The organism is Niameybacter massiliensis (assembly GCF_001282685.1).
Classification (GTDB): Bacteria; Bacillota; Clostridia; order Lachnospirales; family Cellulosilyticaceae; genus Holtiella; species Holtiella tumoricola.
The window spans coordinates 1-18,885 of record NZ_LN875030.1 but is presented as its reverse complement, the minus strand read 5'-3'; the positions used below and the strand labels follow the sequence as shown (position 1 = coordinate 18,885).

At 34.4% G+C, this 18,885-nt stretch carries 15 protein-coding genes, 7 tRNA genes and 2 rRNA genes; 7 read left to right on the top strand and 17 right to left on the bottom strand.

The window, feature by feature from the left end; all coding sequences use genetic code 11:
- Window positions 1–41 precede the first annotated feature (41 nt).
- A complete protein-coding gene (locus BN2390_RS00420) occupies window positions 42–764 on the top strand; it encodes a gamma-glutamyl-gamma-aminobutyrate hydrolase family protein (protein WP_053982392.1) in 723 nt (240 codons plus the stop codon).
- Window positions 765–826: 62 nt separating this feature from the next.
- Complete coding sequence (locus BN2390_RS00415) at window positions 827–1,687, top strand: stalk domain-containing protein (RefSeq protein WP_053982391.1); 861 nt, start codon at window positions 827–829, stop codon at window positions 1,685–1,687.
- 74 nt (window positions 1,688–1,761) lie between these two features.
- Here the strand turns inward: BN2390_RS00415 and BN2390_RS21275 are convergent, their stop codons facing one another.
- Window positions 1,762–3,471: a hypothetical protein gene (locus tag BN2390_RS21275; protein ID WP_082238511.1), complete on the bottom strand. Its 1,710-nt coding sequence runs from the start codon at window positions 3,469–3,471 to the stop codon at window positions 1,762–1,764.
- Window positions 3,472–3,604: 133 nt separating this feature from the next.
- Between BN2390_RS21275 and BN2390_RS00405 the strand changes: the two genes are divergently transcribed.
- Window positions 3,605–4,516, top strand: a complete 912-nt coding sequence (locus tag BN2390_RS00405) for a patatin-like phospholipase family protein (RefSeq protein WP_053982390.1) — start codon at window positions 3,605–3,607, stop codon at window positions 4,514–4,516.
- Between the two features lie 62 nt (window positions 4,517–4,578).
- On the top strand, window positions 4,579–5,256 hold the full coding sequence (locus tag BN2390_RS00400; protein ID WP_242847628.1) for a peroxiredoxin: 678 nt from the start codon (window positions 4,579–4,581) through the stop codon (window positions 5,254–5,256).
- A 52-nt stretch (window positions 5,257–5,308) separates the two neighbouring features.
- Here BN2390_RS00400 and BN2390_RS21270 read toward each other — a convergent pair whose 3' ends face one another.
- The 3 genes from BN2390_RS21270 to BN2390_RS00390 all read right to left on the bottom strand — a co-directional run bounded on the left by BN2390_RS21270 (window position 5,309) and on the right by BN2390_RS00390 (window position 7,803).
- Window positions 5,309–5,470, bottom strand: a complete 162-nt coding sequence (locus tag BN2390_RS21270; RefSeq protein ID WP_198524836.1) for a FeoB-associated Cys-rich membrane protein — start codon at window positions 5,468–5,470, stop codon at window positions 5,309–5,311.
- Window positions 5,471–5,488: 18 nt separating this feature from the next.
- The gene (feoB, locus tag BN2390_RS00395) at window positions 5,489–7,513 is read right to left on the bottom strand and encodes a ferrous iron transport protein B (RefSeq protein WP_082238509.1); all 2,025 of its coding nucleotides are present in this window, start codon (window positions 7,511–7,513) and stop codon (window positions 5,489–5,491) included.
- Window positions 7,514–7,575: 62 nt separating this feature from the next.
- The gene (locus tag BN2390_RS00390) at window positions 7,576–7,803 is read right to left on the bottom strand and encodes a FeoA family protein (protein WP_053982389.1); all 228 of its coding nucleotides are present in this window, start codon (window positions 7,801–7,803) and stop codon (window positions 7,576–7,578) included.
- Window positions 7,804–8,050: 247 nt separating this feature from the next.
- On the opposite strand from BN2390_RS00390, the gene BN2390_RS00385 reads away from it, so the two are divergent.
- Window positions 8,051–8,434 carry a metal-dependent transcriptional regulator gene (locus tag BN2390_RS00385; protein WP_053982388.1) on the top strand — a complete coding sequence of 128 codons (384 nt, stop codon included), beginning with the start codon at window positions 8,051–8,053 and terminating at the stop codon, window positions 8,432–8,434.
- 127 nt (window positions 8,435–8,561) lie between these two features.
- Here BN2390_RS00385 and nifJ read toward each other — a convergent pair whose 3' ends face one another.
- Window positions 8,562–12,125: a pyruvate:ferredoxin (flavodoxin) oxidoreductase gene (gene nifJ, locus BN2390_RS00380; protein WP_053982387.1), complete on the bottom strand. Its 3,564-nt coding sequence runs from the start codon at window positions 12,123–12,125 to the stop codon at window positions 8,562–8,564.
- Between the two features lie 222 nt (window positions 12,126–12,347).
- On the opposite strand from nifJ, the gene BN2390_RS00375 reads away from it, so the two are divergent.
- Window positions 12,348–13,556 carry an FprA family A-type flavoprotein gene (locus tag BN2390_RS00375; protein WP_053982386.1) on the top strand — a complete coding sequence of 403 codons (1,209 nt, stop codon included), beginning with the start codon at window positions 12,348–12,350 and terminating at the stop codon, window positions 13,554–13,556.
- A 105-nt stretch (window positions 13,557–13,661) separates the two neighbouring features.
- On the opposite strand, the gene BN2390_RS00370 is transcribed toward BN2390_RS00375, so the two are convergent.
- The 7 genes from BN2390_RS00370 to BN2390_RS00340 form a co-directional block, all read right to left on the bottom strand.
- Complete coding sequence (locus BN2390_RS00370; RefSeq protein WP_053982385.1) at window positions 13,662–14,417, bottom strand: biotin operon repressor; 756 nt, start codon at window positions 14,415–14,417, stop codon at window positions 13,662–13,664.
- Between the two features lie 954 nt (window positions 14,418–15,371).
- Window positions 15,372–15,442, bottom strand: a tRNA-Gly gene (locus tag BN2390_RS00365).
- Between the two features lie 32 nt (window positions 15,443–15,474).
- Window positions 15,475–15,555 (bottom strand) — tRNA-Leu (locus BN2390_RS00360).
- Between the two features lie 3 nt (window positions 15,556–15,558).
- Window positions 15,559–15,631, bottom strand: a tRNA-Lys gene (locus BN2390_RS00355).
- Window positions 15,632–15,657: 26 nt separating this feature from the next.
- Window positions 15,658–15,729: transfer RNA gene (locus BN2390_RS00350), tRNA-Gln, on the bottom strand.
- A 41-nt stretch (window positions 15,730–15,770) separates the two neighbouring features.
- Window positions 15,771–15,844: transfer RNA gene (locus BN2390_RS00345), tRNA-His, on the bottom strand.
- Between the two features lie 9 nt (window positions 15,845–15,853).
- Window positions 15,854–15,925 (bottom strand) — tRNA-Glu (locus tag BN2390_RS00340).
- Between the two features lie 251 nt (window positions 15,926–16,176).
- Here BN2390_RS00340 and BN2390_RS00335 point away from each other — a divergent pair.
- Window positions 16,177–16,446 carry a hypothetical protein gene (locus tag BN2390_RS00335; RefSeq protein WP_053982384.1) on the top strand — a complete coding sequence of 90 codons (270 nt, stop codon included), beginning with the start codon at window positions 16,177–16,179 and terminating at the stop codon, window positions 16,444–16,446.
- 154 nt (window positions 16,447–16,600) lie between these two features.
- On the opposite strand, the gene BN2390_RS00330 is transcribed toward BN2390_RS00335, so the two are convergent.
- The 5 genes from BN2390_RS00330 to BN2390_RS00310 all read right to left on the bottom strand — a co-directional run.
- The gene (locus BN2390_RS00330; RefSeq protein ID WP_053982383.1) at window positions 16,601–17,503 is read right to left on the bottom strand and encodes a helix-turn-helix domain-containing protein; all 903 of its coding nucleotides are present in this window, start codon (window positions 17,501–17,503) and stop codon (window positions 16,601–16,603) included.
- 542 nt (window positions 17,504–18,045) lie between these two features.
- Window positions 18,046–18,336, bottom strand: coding sequence for a DUF503 domain-containing protein (locus BN2390_RS00325; protein ID WP_053982382.1), 291 nt, complete (start codon window positions 18,334–18,336; stop codon window positions 18,046–18,048).
- Between the two features lie 130 nt (window positions 18,337–18,466).
- Window positions 18,467–18,539, bottom strand: a tRNA-Gly gene (locus BN2390_RS00320).
- A gap of 4 nt (window positions 18,540–18,543) precedes the next feature.
- A 5S ribosomal RNA gene (gene rrf, locus BN2390_RS00315) occupies window positions 18,544–18,661 on the bottom strand.
- A 78-nt stretch (window positions 18,662–18,739) separates the two neighbouring features.
- Window positions 18,740–18,885: ribosomal RNA gene (locus BN2390_RS00310) — 23S ribosomal RNA — on the bottom strand; the annotation flags it as partial.

Below are 18,885 nucleotides of genomic sequence, written 5' to 3'. Positions count from 1 at the left end.
TAGTATATAGTATTTATCCCTTTTAGGAAGGAGCTTTAAATATGCCAAAACCTATTATCGGTATTACTACCAATCTACTTTTCCGTTCTAATGCCTATAGTGGCCGCTACTCTACTAATAATAATCAAGATTATGAAGAAGCTATTTTTAAAGCCGGTGGTATGCCTATATTGTTACCCCCTACCTCTAATCCATCAGATATTCAGGCTCAACTTAATCTATGTGATGGTATACTTCTCGCTGGAGGAGATGATCTTACCCCCCTTCTCTATGGTGAAGAACCTAACAAATACCTAGGTGAAACCAATTACCTTGTTGATATGCATCACCTCACCCTTACTAAGCTTGCTCTAGAGGATCATAAACCTATCTTAGGTATCTGTCGTGGCATGCAAGTTCTTAATGCTGCAAAAGGTGGCAACGTCTATCAAGACCTTAGTGAATGCCCTCACGCTTCTTTACAACATCAACAACAATCTCCACGTACTAATCTCACTCACACTGTTTCAACAAGCAAAAATACTTTACTTCAACAACTTATAGGAACATCTTTTGCCACTAATTCCTTTCATCATCAAGCTATTCATCAACTAGGTCAAGACCTTATTGCTACTGCATGGTCAAAAGATTCTATTATTGAAGGTATTGAACTACAAAACTATCCATTTGGAGTCGGTGTACAATGGCATCCTGAAATTATGCTTGCTACATCTTCCTCTATGCTTCCTCTTTTCAAAAAGTTTATTAGCTTGTCTCAAAATTAGTCTACTTCTTGTGTATAAGCATATATATAGGTATAAGGAACTATTTAAAAGGAGGAAAATGTATGCCAAAGTGCTTATTACGCTTCTCGACATTCCTACTTACTCTGTTATTTATACTACCAATTACTTATGCTACCCCTAGTAAGTCACCCTTACTTTTTATCAATGATCAATTAACCTCTATTACTTCTCCTATTATTGAGACCCGTGATCAAATATATGTACCATTAAGAGCAATTAGTGAATGCTTAGATTTGGACCTCTCTTTTGATGATCTTACTCATACTGTCAACGTACAGTACGAAAATAATATATTTACTTATTCTCTTAAAGATACTTGCTCATATTTCAATACTCAACCTATTTCTTTAGATACCTTTGTCCAAGAAGGTAGAATATATATCGATGCACTTCCTTTCTTTCCTCTCTTTGGATTTGATGTAGATTATGATCAATCTCTTTTTATTAGTACTTATTTGGGGCAAGAGCTCTTAGATTTACCTTATTTACCTGAGCCTATGCTCATAGATATTTATGACGATGTACCTGTTACTTCTGTTCTTATCAATCAAATTAAACCTGCTAACAGCTATTGTGAAGGAACTTTTGGAGGCAGAATTATAGATGGTTTTTATGAAAATGAGACACTCTTTATTTCTTTCATACCTTATACGCTCATTCCCTGCCCTGATGAATACAATACACTCTCTACCCCTTGTATCATTAACTTTGATAATCAAGCACTCTGCTTACCAGTGGTACCAACTTTTGAGTATACCTATCTCACAGATCCAGACTTACCTATCAAAAGTCGTGACTTAGATTTACTCTATAAGAAACTTCTAAGAGGAGAAATTTATCTTTCAGAACTTACTACCTCTAATGCATCTATCTCTTCTCTTAAACAACTCTACACACCTTGATTTCTTTTCTAAATGAATATAACAAAAAAGTACTTCACCGCAGTAGAAGTACTTTTTTATTTACTATAATTTTTTTAAAGTGGTCTGCCTAATACAGATAAGTATTGCATAAATGGTTCAAATCTATTTGTTGCACCTCTCCATCTTAAATAAGTTTCAACTAATCCTAAGGTATCCATATTACCTATTCCGATTACCCTTTGTATTGCAGAAACATTAAATTCCCCATTTACATCATAATCAATAGGATTCAATGAAGATAGGCCAAGTAATGCACCTTCTGTTGGTTGCCTTAACTTTCCATTACTATCATATATAGTAGCTAAATACGCCCTATCTCTATCACTGATATCTATTGTATATTGCCATCTAGGTCTATTGGTAATAACCCTAACCTTATAATTATCCTCATATATTACCTTACCTGTGTAATTTTCATTAAATGTTTTAGAATCAAATAATAGCCTTGGCTGCTCATTTTCAAAAGTATAGATATAACTTGTGATAAATCCACCTGATCCACTTGCAAAGATGTTTACCAGAACGTCAGGTATACCATTGGCTGTTAGATCTCCTACAAATAAAATTGGGCTATATCCATCACCATAAGGAAAATCAACGCTTAAAGTTTTTCCACCTGTTTGTACTCTAAGTCCCATATTTCGAATACGGTCAGTACTATTTCCTGTCTGTCTATCTCCAACTAGATAAATACTATCTTGCATACCATCTCCTGTTACATCTGCTTGTGTAAAGTTGATCACTTCTTTATCTAGTACCGCTTGATAATCTGCTGTACTATTTCCATTAGCTATTGGAGACTGCCCTTCTTCATTTACAACCTGATTTGTTTCATTAATACTTGTAATAGGTGTAATTACATTTTGATCTAAAGCCTCTTGCGCCTGTTGGGTATTAATATTTTCTGGTGCTTGTAATTGACCACTAGTAATGGCTTGGAACTGCTCTGGTGTTAGATTGAGCAAATCTAATATTTGCTGCATTCCTGCATTTACAACTTGATCAGTCTCAGTAATACTTGTGATAGGCGTAATTACATTTTGCGCTAAGGCATCTTGGGCTTCTTCTGTGTTAATATTTTCTGCCGGTGGTAACTGTGCAGTAAAAATAGCTTGTAATTGCTCTGGCGTTAGATTAAACAAATCTAATATTTGTTGTATTCCTGCATTTACCACATTATCTGTCTCAGTAATACTAGTAATAGGTGTAGTTACATTTTGTTGTAAAGCTTTCTGTGCTTGCTCTGTATTTACTTTTTCTACTGGTGGTAACTGAGGATTAGTAATAGATTGGAGTTGTTCTAAAGTTAAATTTATCAAATCAACTGTACTATTAGCATCTTTACTAGTTTTTGAATTCTCTCGTGTTGGCTGAATAACTATGCCGTGATAGGCCATGTCATTAATAAACGCAACAAATGGCTGATTTTCTTCTCCAAACAATTGCTCTAACTCTACTACCGCTCCTACTAATGCTGGAGTAATAGAGCTATTCTCTATTGTATTTACTAAATTACCTAATCCAATAGTTTTGTGCTCACTCTCTGGCATAGTATCCATAAAGTACCATTTCATATCTTTGCGCTTCAAAATAGCAATATACTTTTCATCATCATACATATAAGTAAATAGAATTTCTGGCATAGCGTCTTGGTCAATATCTACCAAAACGAAGTTAGGTGTCTGTCTTACTCTACATTCTAAGTCTATGCTAGCATCTTTGGATTTGAATCCTCTAAGAACATTACAAAAGTAACATTTCATTTTTTGATCTCCCTAACCATTTAGTATCATAACATTTTATGATACATTTACTTTATGTATGATATTTTTTGGTCTAGTGTAGTATCTCTTTTCATAAAATAATCTTGATATATATTGTAAGGGAGGATCTAATATGTCTGTCTTCCGTATCATTGCCTTTGATGGAGGTGGTATACGTGGTGCACTTTCTACACGACTTTTAAGACGTATTGTTGAAAAGTATCCTACACTTCTTGACCAAACCCATATGTTCGCGGGAACTTCTACAGGCTCTATTATTGCCCTAGGGTTGGCCTATCAAAAATCCGTAGAAGAAATTGATGACTTTTACTCCTATGATAAAGTAAAGTATATCTTTACCCCAAAACGTCCTAATCTCTTTATTCCTAAGTATAGAAATATTCATCTTCAGGAAACTCTTGAGGAGGTATTCCCCAAAAATCTTTCTCTTGCTTCTCTGCCTAAGTATGCTTTTATTCCGTCCTTTAATGTAAAAGGTTATACATGTAAGGGTTTTGAAGGTGTGTTTTTTACTAACTTAGTCAATAATCCTACAATTTCTGAAAAGGTCATTGATGTAGCACTCTGTAGTAGCGCTGCCCCTACATACTTTCCTTCCGTGAATAACTTTATTGATGGTGGTGTATTTATGAATTCTCCTACTGCTGCTCCTGTTATTTGCGTACGTTCTGTATTTCCAACAACATATAATCTATCCGATTTTCGTTTGCTTTCTATTGGTACAGGATTTTATCCTGAACGTATTGTACGTCGTACAAAAAATTGGGGTGTTCTTCAGTGGGCTATTAATCCATTTACCAAATCAAAAGCTCCCTTTTTGAGTGTCCTTTTGAATACGAATACACCTATAGAAAATCGTTATAGCTATGAGCTATTAAAATCAAATTATTATCGTCTTGATCCTCCTCTTGAAGAACCTATAGAGTTAGATGATTATAAAAAGGTACCTTACCTTAAAGACTTTGCAGACAAGGTTGATTTAAGTGAAGTCTATCGCTATATTGAACGGTATTATCTTCATTAATAATTTTTTTCATAATACAACTCCTATCTTGAATATAAATAGTTTTGTAGGAGGTGATAGGATTGGCAGAAATTATGGGGAATCTTCCTTTAATAGGAGATAAGTTCCCTGATATGACAGTTCAAACAACTTATGGAGTGAAAAAACTCCCTGATGACTACAAAGGTAAATGGCTTATACTCTTTAGCCATCCTGGTGACTTTACGCCTGTGTGCACAACTGAATTTGTATCTTTTGCTCAGAATTATGATACATTCCAAGGACTTAATACGGACCTTCTTGGTCTTTCTGTAGACCAAGTACAGCCTCATATGAAATGGGTACAATGGATTGAAGAAAATCTAGGTCAAAATATTCCATTCCCTATTATTGCAGATCCACTTGGAACAACAGCTACAAAACTTGGCATGATTCAACCTACTAGGAAAACTTCAACTGTAAGAGCAGTATTTTTTATTGATCCTACTAGTACTATTAGACTTATCTTATACTACCCTCTTGAGATTGGTCGTAACATTAGTGAAATTATTCGTGCCCTCGTCGCTTTACAAGTAGGTGATGCAAATAAGGTGGCCCTCCCTGCTAATTGGCCAAACAACGAATTGATCGGAAATAAAGGTATCATTCCTCCTCCAACTGATATTCCTACTGCTGAAAAACGTGAAGGAGAATATACCTGCTTTGACTGGTGGTTCTGTTATAAAGAAATTGACTTTAAACTCCCACCCCAACCAAAATAACTCCCCCTAAGTACATTAAAAGGCGGTATAGCATGCACTATACCGCCTTCTTTTATTTATCTTTATCTTTAGCTTGATGTTTAGATGGGCAGCTTTTTTGTGCACATCCTGAACATCCACAACCGCAAGGGTTATTCTTTTTATCACGATAGATCTTATAACTAGCTCCTGCCATCAGTAATACTATAATTCCTATAATAATAAAATCTGCCATCTTCATCTCACTCCATTTCTATTTAATAAATAATCCGCCTACTTGGTAAATTAAAAATGCTACTATCCATGCAAGCCCTGTTTGATATCCTAGTGCAATAAGTGTCCACTTCCAGTTACCAAACTCTCTTTTCATAGCACCAATAGCTGCGAAGCATGGTGCTGCAAGTAGTGTAAATGCCATAAATGCATAAGCACTAAGTGGTGTAAATAAAGCACCCATATTTGTAACTAATGTTGGGTCTGACTCTGCAACTTCACCTACTCCAAGTAAAACACCAAATGTGGCAACAATAGCTTCTTTTGCTAAGAATCCTGTTACAGTAGCAACAGATGCCTGCCATGTACCAAATCCAAGTGGTGCAAATACTGGAGCAATAAAGTGACCAATAGATGCTAAAATACTTTGATCTGTTTCTACCATTTGAAGACTAAAGTTGAATGATTGTAGGAACCAAATAAGGCCTGAAGCAACAAAGATTACTGTACCAGCTTTTACAATGAAAGCTTTAGAACGATCCCACATTTGCATAAATACGCCTTTAAAGTTAGGCACATGATATTCTGGTAATTCTAAAATATAAGGTGCTGCTTCACCTTTAAATAAAGTATTTTTCAAGATTAATCCTGAAATGATAACCATTAAAATACCTAAAAGGTACATAGAAGGCCCTACCCATGCATGATCAGGGAAGAATGCTCCTACTAAAAGTGCAAATACAGGTAGCTTAGCACCACAAGGAATAAATGGTGTAAGCATGATTGTCATCTTACGATCACGCTCATTTTCAATAGTTCTTGATGCCATAATCCCTGGTACAGAACAGCCTGTTCCAATAACCATAGGAATGAATGATTTTCCTGATAAGCCAAACTTTCTGAAGATCTTATCCATGATAAAGGCAACACGTGACATATAGCCACAATCTTCAAGGATACCAATTAATAAGAAGAGAATCATAAGCTGTGGTACGAATCCAAGTACAGCTCCTACCCCGCCAATAATTCCTTCTACCACTAATCCATGAATCCATGGTGATACACTCATACTTTCAAGGAATATCCCTACTTGATCACCAATACCACCAAATAACTCTTCCATAAATCCAATAGTCATATCACCCACTGTTTGGATTGATAAGAAGTATACTAACCACATGATTCCAAAGAAAATAGGAATAGCTAAAATTCTATTTGTAACAACTCTATCAATCTTATCTGATAGTGTTACCTTATGGCTCATTCTGTTTTTAACAATTTCGTTAATGTACTTAGTAATATACTCATAACGTTGATTAATAACGATGCTTTCAACATCATCTTCATATTCTACTGTAAGTTGCTCGATACAGTTTTTAATCACTTGGTTATCAGCACTTGATAAGTTAAGTTGTGCTACAACTTCTTTATCTTGCTCAAGTACCTTTAATGCAAACCAGCGCGTATCATAATGTGCATCAATTTTTTGATCCTGTAAGATTGTTATTACTTCTTCAATAGCAACTTCTACTGACTTTTCTAATGGTAATGCTTCTGTTTTAATTTGTACTTTCGCTACACATACCTCTAAGGCAAGCTTAATAAGTTCTTCTAAACCTTTATTTTTTGCAGCTGAAATAGGTACAACTTTAACTCCAAAACGTTTTTCTAGTGCTTTAAGATCAATTTTTTCTCCACGTTTCTCAACGATATCCATCATATTTAAGGCAATGATAGTTGGTCTACCTAATTCAACTAATTGATGAGTTAAGTAAAGGTTACGCTCAATATTTGAAGCATCTATAATATTGATAATTAAATCCGGTTGTTCTTTAATAATGTAGTTTCTTGCTACTACCTCTTCTGGAGTATAAGGTGAAAGTGAATAAATACCTGGTAAATCAACAAGTGTTGCTTCTTCTTTAGTACCTCTTAATCTACCTTCCTTCTTTTCAACTGTTACACCTGGCCAGTTCCCAACATAAGCCTTACTCCCTGTTAGAGCATTAAATGCAGTAGTCTTCCCACTATTCGGGTTTCCTACTAATGCTATATTATATCCCATAGTTCGCTAACTCCCTTTCTATTTGTTAGACTAGGCTAACTTATCTCTCAAAAAAAATCGAGTTATACTAACTCAACTAATATGCTCTTCGCATCTTCTTTTCTTAAGCTTAATGAGTATCCTCTTACAGAAATTTCAATAGGATCTCCTAATGGTGCTACTTTTTTAACTGTTACTTCAACACCTTTTGTAATACCCATATCCATGATACGTCTTTTAAGTGTGCCTTGCACATCTATTTGTCTTACGATAGCACTTTTACCACAAGGTACTTTCTTTAAATTACTCATACTATCCCTCCCAAGTTATACAATCATAATACTTCTAATAAGTATCTTTTCTCTATTTTATCAACTAACTTGATTTTCATTATATTATATGTTAACATTAGCAAACAATGTTAACCTTAACTAACATTATTTTATATCGACTTGAATGTTCTGTCAATATTTTTTCACAACTAAAGTGTTTTATTTTTAATTCATTAAAATATTTGTTATAATATATAAAGGGATACTATGAAGGAGGAGGGAAACCATGACTCTAGGACAATCTGGTGAAGATTACCTTGAAACTGTATTAGAACTTGAACAGCAAAATGGTGTTGTCCGTTCTATAGACATAGCAAAAAAACTTAATGTATCTAGACCAAGTGTTAATAAGGCTATTAATAACTTAAAAGATGCTGGTATGGTTACACAGCAATCTTATGGAGATATCAGGCTCACTGACTTAGGGCGTAAAACAGCAAAAGATATCATTTATAGACATACCCTAATCAAGAAGTTCTTGACTCATGTCCTCGGTCTAAGCCCTCAAATTGCAGAAGCAGATGCTTGTAAAATTGAGCATATATTAAGTCCTGAAACTATAGAGAAACTAGAAGACTTCGTTATAAATTATAAAAAATGCCCTAATTAGATTTAAGTATCTAATTAGGGCATTTTTATTGTCTTTCATCTATTGTATTAAAATATTTTTTATCAAAAAAACAGCTGTCACATCTTATATGTGACAGCTGTTTTTAATCGTATGAGAGGAGTATTTATTATTCTTGTTCAGCTAATTTTTTGTAGCCTTCATAACGTTGTCTAGCATGTTTCTCTGCTAATTCAAATAACCCTTCACTATCTTCTGGGAATTGTTTTGCAAGAGATGAATAACGTACTTGATCCATAAGGAAGCTTCTGAAGCTTTCTGTTGGTTCTTTAGAATCTAAGATAAATGGATTTTTACCTTGTTCTTCTAATAATGGGTTGTGTCTGTATAAATGCCAGTATCCAGATTTAACTGCATCTGCCATATTTTCCATTGAGCAGCCCATACCTTTTTTAAGACCGTGGCTAATACATGGTGCATAAGCAATGATGATAGATGGACCTTCATATGCTTCTGCTTCAAGAATAGCTTTGATTGTTTGGTTTTTGTCTGATCCCATAGCAACTTGAGCTACATATACGTTGCCATAAGCCATCATCATTTTACCAAGGTCTTTTTTCTTAGCTCTCTTACCAGATGCTGCGAATTTTGCAATAGCTGCTACTGGTGTTGATTTAGATGATTGACCACCTGTATTTGAGTAAATTTCTGTATCGAATACAAGTACATTTACGTTTTCACCTGATGCAAGAACGTGATCAAGACCGCCGTAACCGATGTCGTAAGCCCATCCGTCACCACCAAGAATCCATTGTGAACGTTTTACTAAGTAGTCTTCTCTTTCAGCAATTTCTTTCACTAAAGTAACTGCTTTTTCATCTGTTAATGTATGATTTGCAAGAAGTTCACTTACAGCTTTACTTGCTGCTTTTGAACCTTCTCCATTTTCTTTGTTGTCTAACCAGTTTGTGAATACTTCTTTGTATTCTGCTGGAATATCCATAGCTACTAATTCTTCCATGTTAGCTTGGATTTTGTTTCTCATTTGTTTTACGCCAAGGAACATACCGTAACCATATTCAGCATTATCTTCGAAGAGTGAGTTAGCCCATGATGGTCCTTTACCTTCGTGGTTTGTTGTATATGGTGTTGATGGTGCACTACCACCCCAGATTGATGAACAACCTGTTGCATTAGAAATCATCATACGGTCACCAAAGAGTTGTGTTACAAGTTTGATGTATGGTGTTTCACCACAACCTGCACATGCTCCTGAGAATTCCATAAGAGGTGTTTTGAATTGGCTATCTTTAACTGTTTTACCTTCTACAAGGTCACCTTTATAAGATACTTCTTTAACTGCATAATCCCAGTTAGCTGATTGTGTTTCTACTTGTTCTCCAAGTGGTTCCATGAATAAAGCTTTTCCTTTAGCAGGACAAACTTCTGCACAGCTACCGCAACCTGTACAGTCAAGAGCACTTACTTGGATTCTATATTCAAGACCATCGAATGCTTTACCAACTGCTTTCTTAGTTTCAAATCCTTCTGGTGCATTTGCTTTTTCATCTGCATTTACAAGGATTGGTCTAATACATGCATGTGGACATACATATGCACATTGGTTACATTGAATACATTTTTCCATATCCCATCTTGGAATATCTACTGCAATACCACGTTTTTCGTGTGCTGCTGTACCTGCTGGGAATGTACCATCTTCGTAATCATTGAATGCACTTACTGGAAGGCTGTTACCTTCTTGAGCATTGATTGGCTCAACGATATTTTTAATGAAATCTGGTTTTTCTTCTGTGTTTGCACCGCATGAACATGATCCACATCCACAACCTGTTGCTTGGTTAGCTGTTTTCCATGATGCTGGTACTTCAACTTTATTAAGAGCATTCATACCTTTTTCTACTGCTTGGTAGTTCATAGAAAGGACTTTTTCACCTTTTTTACCATAAGCTTTGTTGATAGAAGCTTTAAGGTATTCTACAGCTTGATTTTCATCAATGATATTAGCAAGTTTGAAGAAAGCAGCTTGCATGATCATGTTGATACGTGATCCAAGACCAATTTCTTTTGCAATAGTTGTAGCATCTACTGTGTAGAAATTAATTTCATTTTCAGCAATGTATTGTTTCATTGCTGCTGGTAAATGTTCTTCAAGTGCAACTAAATCCCACTCTGTATTAAGTACAAAGTTTCCACCTTTTTTAAGGCCTTTAAGGATATTATATTGATGTACGAATGCTTGTTTATGGCAAGCTATGTAATCAGCTTCATCAATAAGGTATGTTGCACGGATTGGTGAATCACCGAATCTTAAGTGAGACATTGTGATACCACCAGATTTTTTAGAATCATAATCAAAGTATGCTTGAACATATTTATTTGTATGTTCACCAATGATTTTGATTGCTTGTTTGTTAGCACCTACAGTACCATCTGAACCAAGACCCCAGAATTTACATCTGATTGTACCTGTTGAAGCAATTTTAAGTGTATCTTTTGCTTCTAATGATGTGTAAGTTACATCATCTACGATACCTACTGTAAATCTATTTTTAGGTTGTTCACTTGTTAAGTTATCAAATACTGCTTTAAGATCTGTTGGAGTTACATCTTTTGAACCAAGACCATAACGTCCACCAATGATCATTGGTGTTCTTTCACTATCATAGAATGCACCACGTACGTCTAAGTAAAGAGGCTCGCCTAATGCACCTGGTTCTTTTGTACGATCAAGTACACAGATTCTTTTAGCTGATGTTGGAACAGCATTTAAGAAATGTTCTGTTGAGAATGGTCTATATAAGTGAACTTTAACAAGACCAAAGCTTCCACCATTTGCATTTAAAGCATCAACTGTTTCTTCAAGAGCTTCTGTTACAGATCCCATAGCAATTACTACGTTTTCAGCATCAGCTGCTCCATAGTAATCAAATAAACTATGTTTTCTACCTGTTAACTCTGACATTTGTGCCATGTAATCTTCTACGATGCCAACAATGTTGTTGTAATATTTATTTGAAGCTTCTCTTGTTTGGAAGTAGATATCAGGGTTTTGAGCTGTACCACGTGTTACAGGGTGGTTTGGAGAAAGTGCTCTATTTCTGAATTCTTGTAAAGCTTCTTGATCGATTAATTTTTCATAATCGCTATAATCTAATACTTCTACTTTTTGTATTTCATGTGATGTTCTGAATCCATCAAAGAAATGAACGAAAGGTAATCTACCTTTAATCGCTGCAAGATGCGCAACTGGAGCAATATCTGCTACTTCTTGTACAGAACCAGATGCAAGCATTACGCAACCTGTTTGACGAGCTGCCATAACGTCTTGGTGGTCACCAAATATTGATAAAGCTTGAGCTGCTAAAGCACGAGCACTTACATGGAATACACCAGGAAGAAGCTCACCAGCTACTTTATACATATTTGGAATCATAAGAAGTAAACCTTGTGAAGCTGTAAATGTTGTTGTAAGTGCACCTGCTTGAAGTGAACCATGGAATGTACCTGCTGCACCTGCTTCAGATTGCATTTCTACTACACTTACTTTTTGGCCAAAGATATTTTTTCTGCCTTGTGCTGCCCATTCATCCACAACTTCAGCCATTGTTGAAGATGGTGTGATTGGGTAAATTGCTGCTACGTCTGTAAATGCATAAGCTACATATGATGCAGCAGTATTACCGTCGATTGTCATCATTTTTTTTGACATGAGTAGTCCCTCCTCGATTTGTGTATAAATTCTTAATTTTGTATTATAGTATAAAATTCTAGAAAGTTTTTAATAATTTGTTTATTATGGATAATAATTATCCTTTAACTTTAATTATATCACGTTTTTATCATTTGAAAAGTAACTTTGTCACATTTGACAACTTTAATTTTTCTATTATAATAATTATTATCTAGTAATATATTATAAAGGAGTCTTGTTATGGCTAAACATCTTAATGTGACTGAAGCTTTATCTTGGGTCGGTGCCTTTGATCCAGATCTAAGAGTATTCGATATCGTAATGGAAACAGAATTTGGAACGACTTATAATGCCTATGTTCTTAAAGGAAGTGCAAAAACTGCTGTGTTTGAAACAGTAAAAGCCAAATTCTTTGATGAATATTTAGAAAACCTAAAAACAGTGATTGACCCTACTGAAATTGACTATATTATCGTTAATCATACTGAACCAGATCATGCAGGTAGTGTTGCACGTCTTCTTGAACTTGCACCTCTTGCTACAGTTGTTGGAACGACTCAAGCAATTAAATATATGAGTGAAATTATTAATGCACCATTCAAAAGCCTTGTTGTAAAAGATGGGGAAACACTTTCACTTGGCGATAAAACTATTCGTTTTATTGGTGCACCTTGCCTACATTGGCCAGACTCTATGTATTCTTACATTGAAGAAGACCGTACACTTGTAACATGTGATTCTTTTGGCGCTCACTATAGTGATGAACGTGTATTTAAAGCTGAACTTGAAGAAGAAAAAGAAGACGATTATATTAAAGCTTACAAATACTATTACGATATGATTATGGGCCCATTTAAACCTTTTGTTCTTAAGGCATTAGCAAAAATTGAAGACTTAGAAATCGATTTTATCTGCCCTGGTCATGGTATGATATTAGACCGTACAAATATGACTAAATATATTAATTTCTATAAAGAATGGAGTAAACCTGTTGTAAGATCTACTCCTAGTATCGTTATAGCTTATGTATCTGCTTATGGTTATACAGAAAAACTTGCAAAAGAAATCCATGAAGGTATTTTAAGCACAAATCCTAATTGTGATGTTTTACTTTATGATCTTGTAACTGCTGATTTTGATGAAGTTCTTGCTGAAGCTAGTATGGCTAAAGGCCTATTAATTGGTTCTCCTACTATTTTAGCCGATACACTTCCTCCTATCTGGAAACTTCTAACTTCATTAAATCCTGTAATTCATAAAGGTATTTCAGCTGGTTGCTTTGGTTCATATGGTTGGAGTGGTGAAGCTACTAAAAATATTGCTGCACGCTTTGCACAACTTAAATTCCCTATGCCAGTAGAACCATTAAATATTGCTTTTAATCCAAGCGAAAGTAATCTTAAAGAAGCCTTTGACTTTGGAGTTAATTTCGTTCAAGCTATTTTATAAATTCTTACTTAGAATATTATTAAGCTTTAGAATAAGTAAAAGGGATATGATGTCTTTATACATCATATCCCTTTTACTTATTCTATTTAATTTTTACTTTATTTCTTATCTTCCATAATAGGCATATAACTTATTTAAAACACGTGCAATAAGCTCACTTCTATTACAATATTCACCAGTAATTTCAGTTAAAGCAATAGCCTTTTCATCTGCTCCGTGTACATATATACCAATACCAACAATCATGCTTTTAATAGTCTTACTCTCTGCTTCTATATACATTTGTGTCATAATACCACTTAATTTTCTATTGTTATAATAAAGGTTATTATCTTCACCTATTTCTGTGTCTACCTGAGTAATTTCTCGTATAACCACTCTAACAGCTTCACTATTTTGTTTAATTATAGTATCCATTGCATCCATAGGGGAATTCAAATCAATCGCTACACTCATATAAACCCCTTTTCCTTGAGGTGAGTAAAAACTTGCTTCTTCTTTAGCTTCTCCTTTTTCTTGTTCCTCACTTGCTACTACTATCCAATTTTTTTCTTTTGCCACATATGAAGCAAGTGCTCTCTTATTCGTAGAATCTACCACTTTGTGCATTTCTACATGGTCTATAGGAAAGCTTTTATCTAAAAATTGCTGTAATTTCATTTTAGATAATATATCGGAGTTAGCATTAAGGATATACCCCTTTTTCTTAGTAGATTCAATATCATATCCTTCTTCTCTAAGTAAGTTTATATTCTTCCATATAGCTGTTCTAGATAATCCTAAACTTTGTGCAATAGCTTCACCTGATAAGTACTCTCCTTTATGGTTCTCAAACAATTCTAGTAGCTTATTTTTAGTCATCTTACTTTCCCCTCTCTTTGTATCTTACTTTTTTATATATAGTAGCCTTTTTTACACATAGCATTATAATTAGATTTAATTTAACATATTTTTATAATAAATTGTTGATTTTTAAGACAAAATGTTTTATTATAATAATGAAATATATTTCAAGTTAAAAGAGACGACTAACAGGCTTATTATTGCTAGTACTCTACCTCAAATAGTGACCTCTATAGTAACTAACAAGCTATACCGGTACTCACTTCTATAATTACTTTATCACAGACATATATCTCAACTAAAGATATTATACCTAACACTACAAACATAGTATTCTGCTATTGTTACCTTCAATATACTCCAAATAGTGACACCTAATAACTTGTTATTACCAATACACTATACTAGTACTTACTTCTATAGTCACTTTATCATAAACATATATCTTACTAAAAATACTTTACCTAAAATTACAGTCATAGTAATTTCCTACTGTTACCTTTGACATACTTTAAATAACTACAACTAATAACTTGTTATTACCAATAAACTATACTAATACTTACTTCTATAGTCACTTTATCCTAAACATATCCCCTACTAAAGATGCTTTATCTAAAACTGCAGGCATAGTAACCTTCTATTGTTACTTTTAATATACTTTAAATAACGGCACCCACTAACTTTCATATACCATCCAAGTTACAATATAGGAAACACAATTAAATATTTTACTATCACTAATATATCACTCTAATAATGACTCTATAGTATTACATGTGATTTTAAACATACTATATTTACAATTAATCAATACCAATATAATTCATTATGAAATAATTAAACTATTTATTAATGCGCCGTTATATCTTTATATTAATACAATCATCCCAAAATCATTTACACGTGCATCTATTGGCAAATATACATAAAAATAAAAGCCTTACTCATATGAGTAAGGCTTTTCGTGTAAGCGGGTGATGGGAATCGAACCCACGTGGCCAGCTTGGAAGGCTGGAGTTCTACCATTGAACTACACCCGCGTGTAAATTATAAATATTATTTTTTTAAAAGATGCGGGTGAAGGGAGTCGAACCCCCACGCCAATGGCGCTAGATCCTAAGTCTAGTGCGTCTGCCAATTCCGCCACACCCGCATATGAGCCACCGGAGGCTCGAACTCCGGACCACTTGATTAAAAGTCAAGTGCTCTACCAACTGAGCTAGTGACCCATGTTATGAATTGTCCATTTGGACAACAGGGCTAGGAGGATTCGAACCTCCGAATGCAGGAATCAAAATCCTGTGCCTTACCGCTTGGCGATAACCCTAAGTTCATATGCTTGAAACTTTATTTAGTTGAAACATATAGGGTGGAGAATGGGAATCGAACCCACGGCCTCCAGAGCCACAATCTGGCGCTCTAACCAACTGAGCTACCCCCACCATATATAATGACCCATAGGAGAATCGAACTCCTGTTACCGCCGTGAAAGGGCGGTGTCTTAACCGCTTGACCAATGGGCCGTCTCTTGACTACTTCGTTATTCTAGCACACTGATTGACGTATGTAAATAGGTTTTTATAATTTTTTTTAAGAAATTTTATTTAAACCTTGTTTACACCCTATTTAAAAGGTGTATACTACAAATAACGGAACTTTCTACTAGTATTCCCAACATTTTAATTATTATTTATCGACTTTTTAACATACAATATAATGTAAAACACTCTTACACTTACCATTACAAAATTTCTATTAAAGAAAGGAAATGCTTATGAATAAAGAGGATTTTGCAAAATTTTTGTTAGATGATCGTCTTGAAATAGAATATGACAACAAAGTCTTTACTAAAAACATTAAAGGTGCCTTAAACAAAATTAAAATTGGTGATGAACTTATTTATGAAGTGCATACAGAGAAAAAGCTTCTTATTGTAGTAGAAGCCCTATATTGTACTTTTAATAGAGACGCTTATTGGGATGTGGCTAAACTTGCTCAATTAGAGGAAGTTATTGCCGACCCTCATACTCTAGTACGTATTTAAATTATTATATATCAAAGGTGTAGCTCTATTCTAGCTACACCTTTTTGTCTAGCTCTATGACTTCAAATTTATTTGTTATTCACATAATGTGTATGATTATCTCTACTTATCCCCAAATCACTCTATTTTATTGGTACTAATGTGTACAACTTTTTCATTTATTACTTTTTAAAATAATTCTTGTTAGTTGCTCTTGATTAAGAAAAGGTGCCCAATCACTCAATATACTTTTATCAATTTTATCATTTAAGGCTTTTTCTACTATTTTATCTTTTTGCTCGCCATTTATAAAAGGCATCATATCTTCTATATATTCATAAAAACTATTTTGGCATATTCTTTCGATCACCAAATCTTTTTCTTCTTTAGATAAGAAAGGATATAAATCTTCTAGATTATCTATTTTATTTCTATCAAAAAAATAATTAATGAGCTTTTCTCTATGCTCTCCATTTAAGAAAGGATAAAAATCATCTAAGTCATATTCCTGTTTCTGATTTATATAATGGTCTATAAGCTGATTCTTATGTTCATTGTTTAGAAATGGATAGATTTCTGATTGTAATCGAGCCACTTTACCAGAAACTATCGCCTGATTAATAATTTTATCTAATACATTAGCTCCTAAAAACGGCAAAAATTCCTCTATTTGATCTAAATCAATCTCTACTTCTTCCATAATCTCATCTAATACCTTTGGCTTTGTAATAGGCGCTATTTCCTTTAAAAGCTCTGCTTTATTTTCTAATGTCTTTAAAATTTCTTTTGCCTCTTTAACTTTTTGAGTTGCTAAATCATTAATAAAAGTCTCTTCTTCTAAATTAATAGATTCTTTTTCTTCTAAAGCCTTTTTCTTTCCATTCAATAATTCATCAATAGAAATATCAAATAGTTTGGCAAGCTCTGGCAGAATTGTAATATCCGGCAAAGATTCTAGCCTCTCCCATTTAGATACTGCCTGGTGTGAAATATGAAGTGCATCTGCTACATCCGACTGTGTCATATTAGCTTCCTTACGAAGCTGTGCAATAAAGTTCCCTACATTATTAATATTCATTTGTATTCCTCCCTGTTAGCTTTGTCTTAAGCTTACCAAATCAGAATACCCTATTCAATAAACCTTCAGTTGAATCTGAAATTAAGATAAATACAACTAACAGTTGCATGTCTCAATATCTTTTGCTACTGGGTTAATTAAGATAAGCTTTGTAGAATTAATAGTACTTTTAATCTAAACTCGGAAATGATTAGACATCTTCACATGAAGGATGTTTAGAAAATGGGGCATGTAGCTTTGCTATTTCTCTCCCGAAAGGGCTATGATGTGATGGGCTGTAAGGTAAGTTGTTGTATAGAAACTTCCTCCACAGACTTTTTAGAGAGGCTTAGCGAATGGAATCAAACTGGTTTTAGGGAAATGTCTGAAGAAAAGTGAACTTCTTTTCTGAGCTTTGACCGTTAGTTTGATGAAATGAACTTAGCCTGTCTTAAAAGTTGAGGACTAGAAGTTGGAATACAATAAGCTTAACTACATGCCCTCACACTTAACCAAATATTTATTCTATTAATCAAAATAGAGAATGTAGAATCTACATTCTCTTAAAAGTCACTTATAATTTCTCTTTCAATATCCAATAAGTCTGCCTCAGTATTTTCTTCAATATAGCCTATAACTTGATTTATTATAGCATCAGCAGCCTTTGTCTCGTTCGTTACAATACTAAAACCTATTATTACTGTTTGATGAACATCCATAGCTTCTACTTCAGCTATAGATATAGAAAACTTACTCCTTACCTTGCCTAGGAGGCTTCTAATAATCATACGCTTTTCTTTTAGTGAATGTACCCATGGGGCATATAATTTAAGTTTACACATTCCTACAACCATTACTTCTTCTCCTTACAGATGAGCTATGAATTTTAATAGTATCAGTATACAACTATATATCTATTGTAATAGGTAATAACAAAAATTATACAACAAAAAAAGGCTTTCGAACTATCGAAAGCCTCTACAGAGCGCGAGACGGGACTCGAACCCGCGACCCTCTCCTTGGCAAGGAGATGCTCTACCAACTGAGCCACTCGCGCATAAATTTGGCAACCACCTACTCTCCCGGTCCGTCTCCAGACAAGTACCATCGGCCGCTTTAGTCTTAACCTACGTGTTCGGTATGGGAACGGGTGTTTCCCTAAAGCGCATCGTCACCAAAAATGCTTAGAATATTTAGTTTAAGTATAAAACCTCATACTCTCAAAAACAAATACTGCAATCAATTAACCTATTTTTTTAGGTCAAACCCTCGAACCGTTAGTATTGGTCAGCTACACATGTTACCATGCTTACACCTCCAACCTATCTACCTCGTAGTCTACAAGGGGTCTTACTCCATTTCTGGATGGGAAGTCTTATCTTGAGGTCTGTTTCACGCTTAGA

Bases quoted from the DNA above. Each gene is read 5' to 3' on its own strand.
- BN2390_RS00420 (WP_053982392.1), top strand. From the start codon at position 42: ATGCCAAAACCTATTATCGGTATTACTACCAATCTACTTTTCCGTTCT.
- BN2390_RS00415 (WP_053982391.1), top strand. From the start codon at position 827: ATGCCAAAGTGCTTATTACGCTTCTCGACATTCCTACTTACTCTGTTA.
- BN2390_RS21275 (WP_082238511.1), bottom strand. From the start codon at position 3,471: ATGAAATGTTACTTTTGTAATGTTCTTAGAGGATTCAAATCCAAAGAT.
- BN2390_RS00405 (WP_053982390.1), top strand. From the start codon at position 3,605: ATGTCTGTCTTCCGTATCATTGCCTTTGATGGAGGTGGTATACGTGGT.
- BN2390_RS21270 (WP_198524836.1), bottom strand. From the start codon at position 5,470: ATGGCAGATTTTATTATTATAGGAATTATAGTATTACTGATGGCAGGA.
- feoB (WP_082238509.1), bottom strand. From the start codon at position 7,513: ATGGGATATAATATAGCATTAGTAGGAAACCCGAATAGTGGGAAGACT.
- BN2390_RS00390 (WP_053982389.1), bottom strand. From the start codon at position 7,803: ATGAGTAATTTAAAGAAAGTACCTTGTGGTAAAAGTGCTATCGTAAGA.
- BN2390_RS00385 (WP_053982388.1), top strand. From the start codon at position 8,051: ATGACTCTAGGACAATCTGGTGAAGATTACCTTGAAACTGTATTAGAA.
- nifJ (WP_053982387.1), bottom strand. From the start codon at position 12,125: ATGTCAAAAAAAATGATGACAATCGACGGTAATACTGCTGCATCATAT.
- BN2390_RS00375 (WP_053982386.1), top strand. From the start codon at position 12,348: ATGGCTAAACATCTTAATGTGACTGAAGCTTTATCTTGGGTCGGTGCC.
- BN2390_RS00370 (WP_053982385.1), bottom strand. From the start codon at position 14,417: ATGACTAAAAATAAGCTACTAGAATTGTTTGAGAACCATAAAGGAGAG.
- BN2390_RS00335 (WP_053982384.1), top strand. From the start codon at position 16,177: ATGAATAAAGAGGATTTTGCAAAATTTTTGTTAGATGATCGTCTTGAA.
- BN2390_RS00330 (WP_053982383.1), bottom strand. From the start codon at position 17,503: ATGAATATTAATAATGTAGGGAACTTTATTGCACAGCTTCGTAAGGAA.
- BN2390_RS00325 (WP_053982382.1), bottom strand. From the start codon at position 18,336: ATGGTTGTAGGAATGTGTAAACTTAAATTATATGCCCCATGGGTACAT.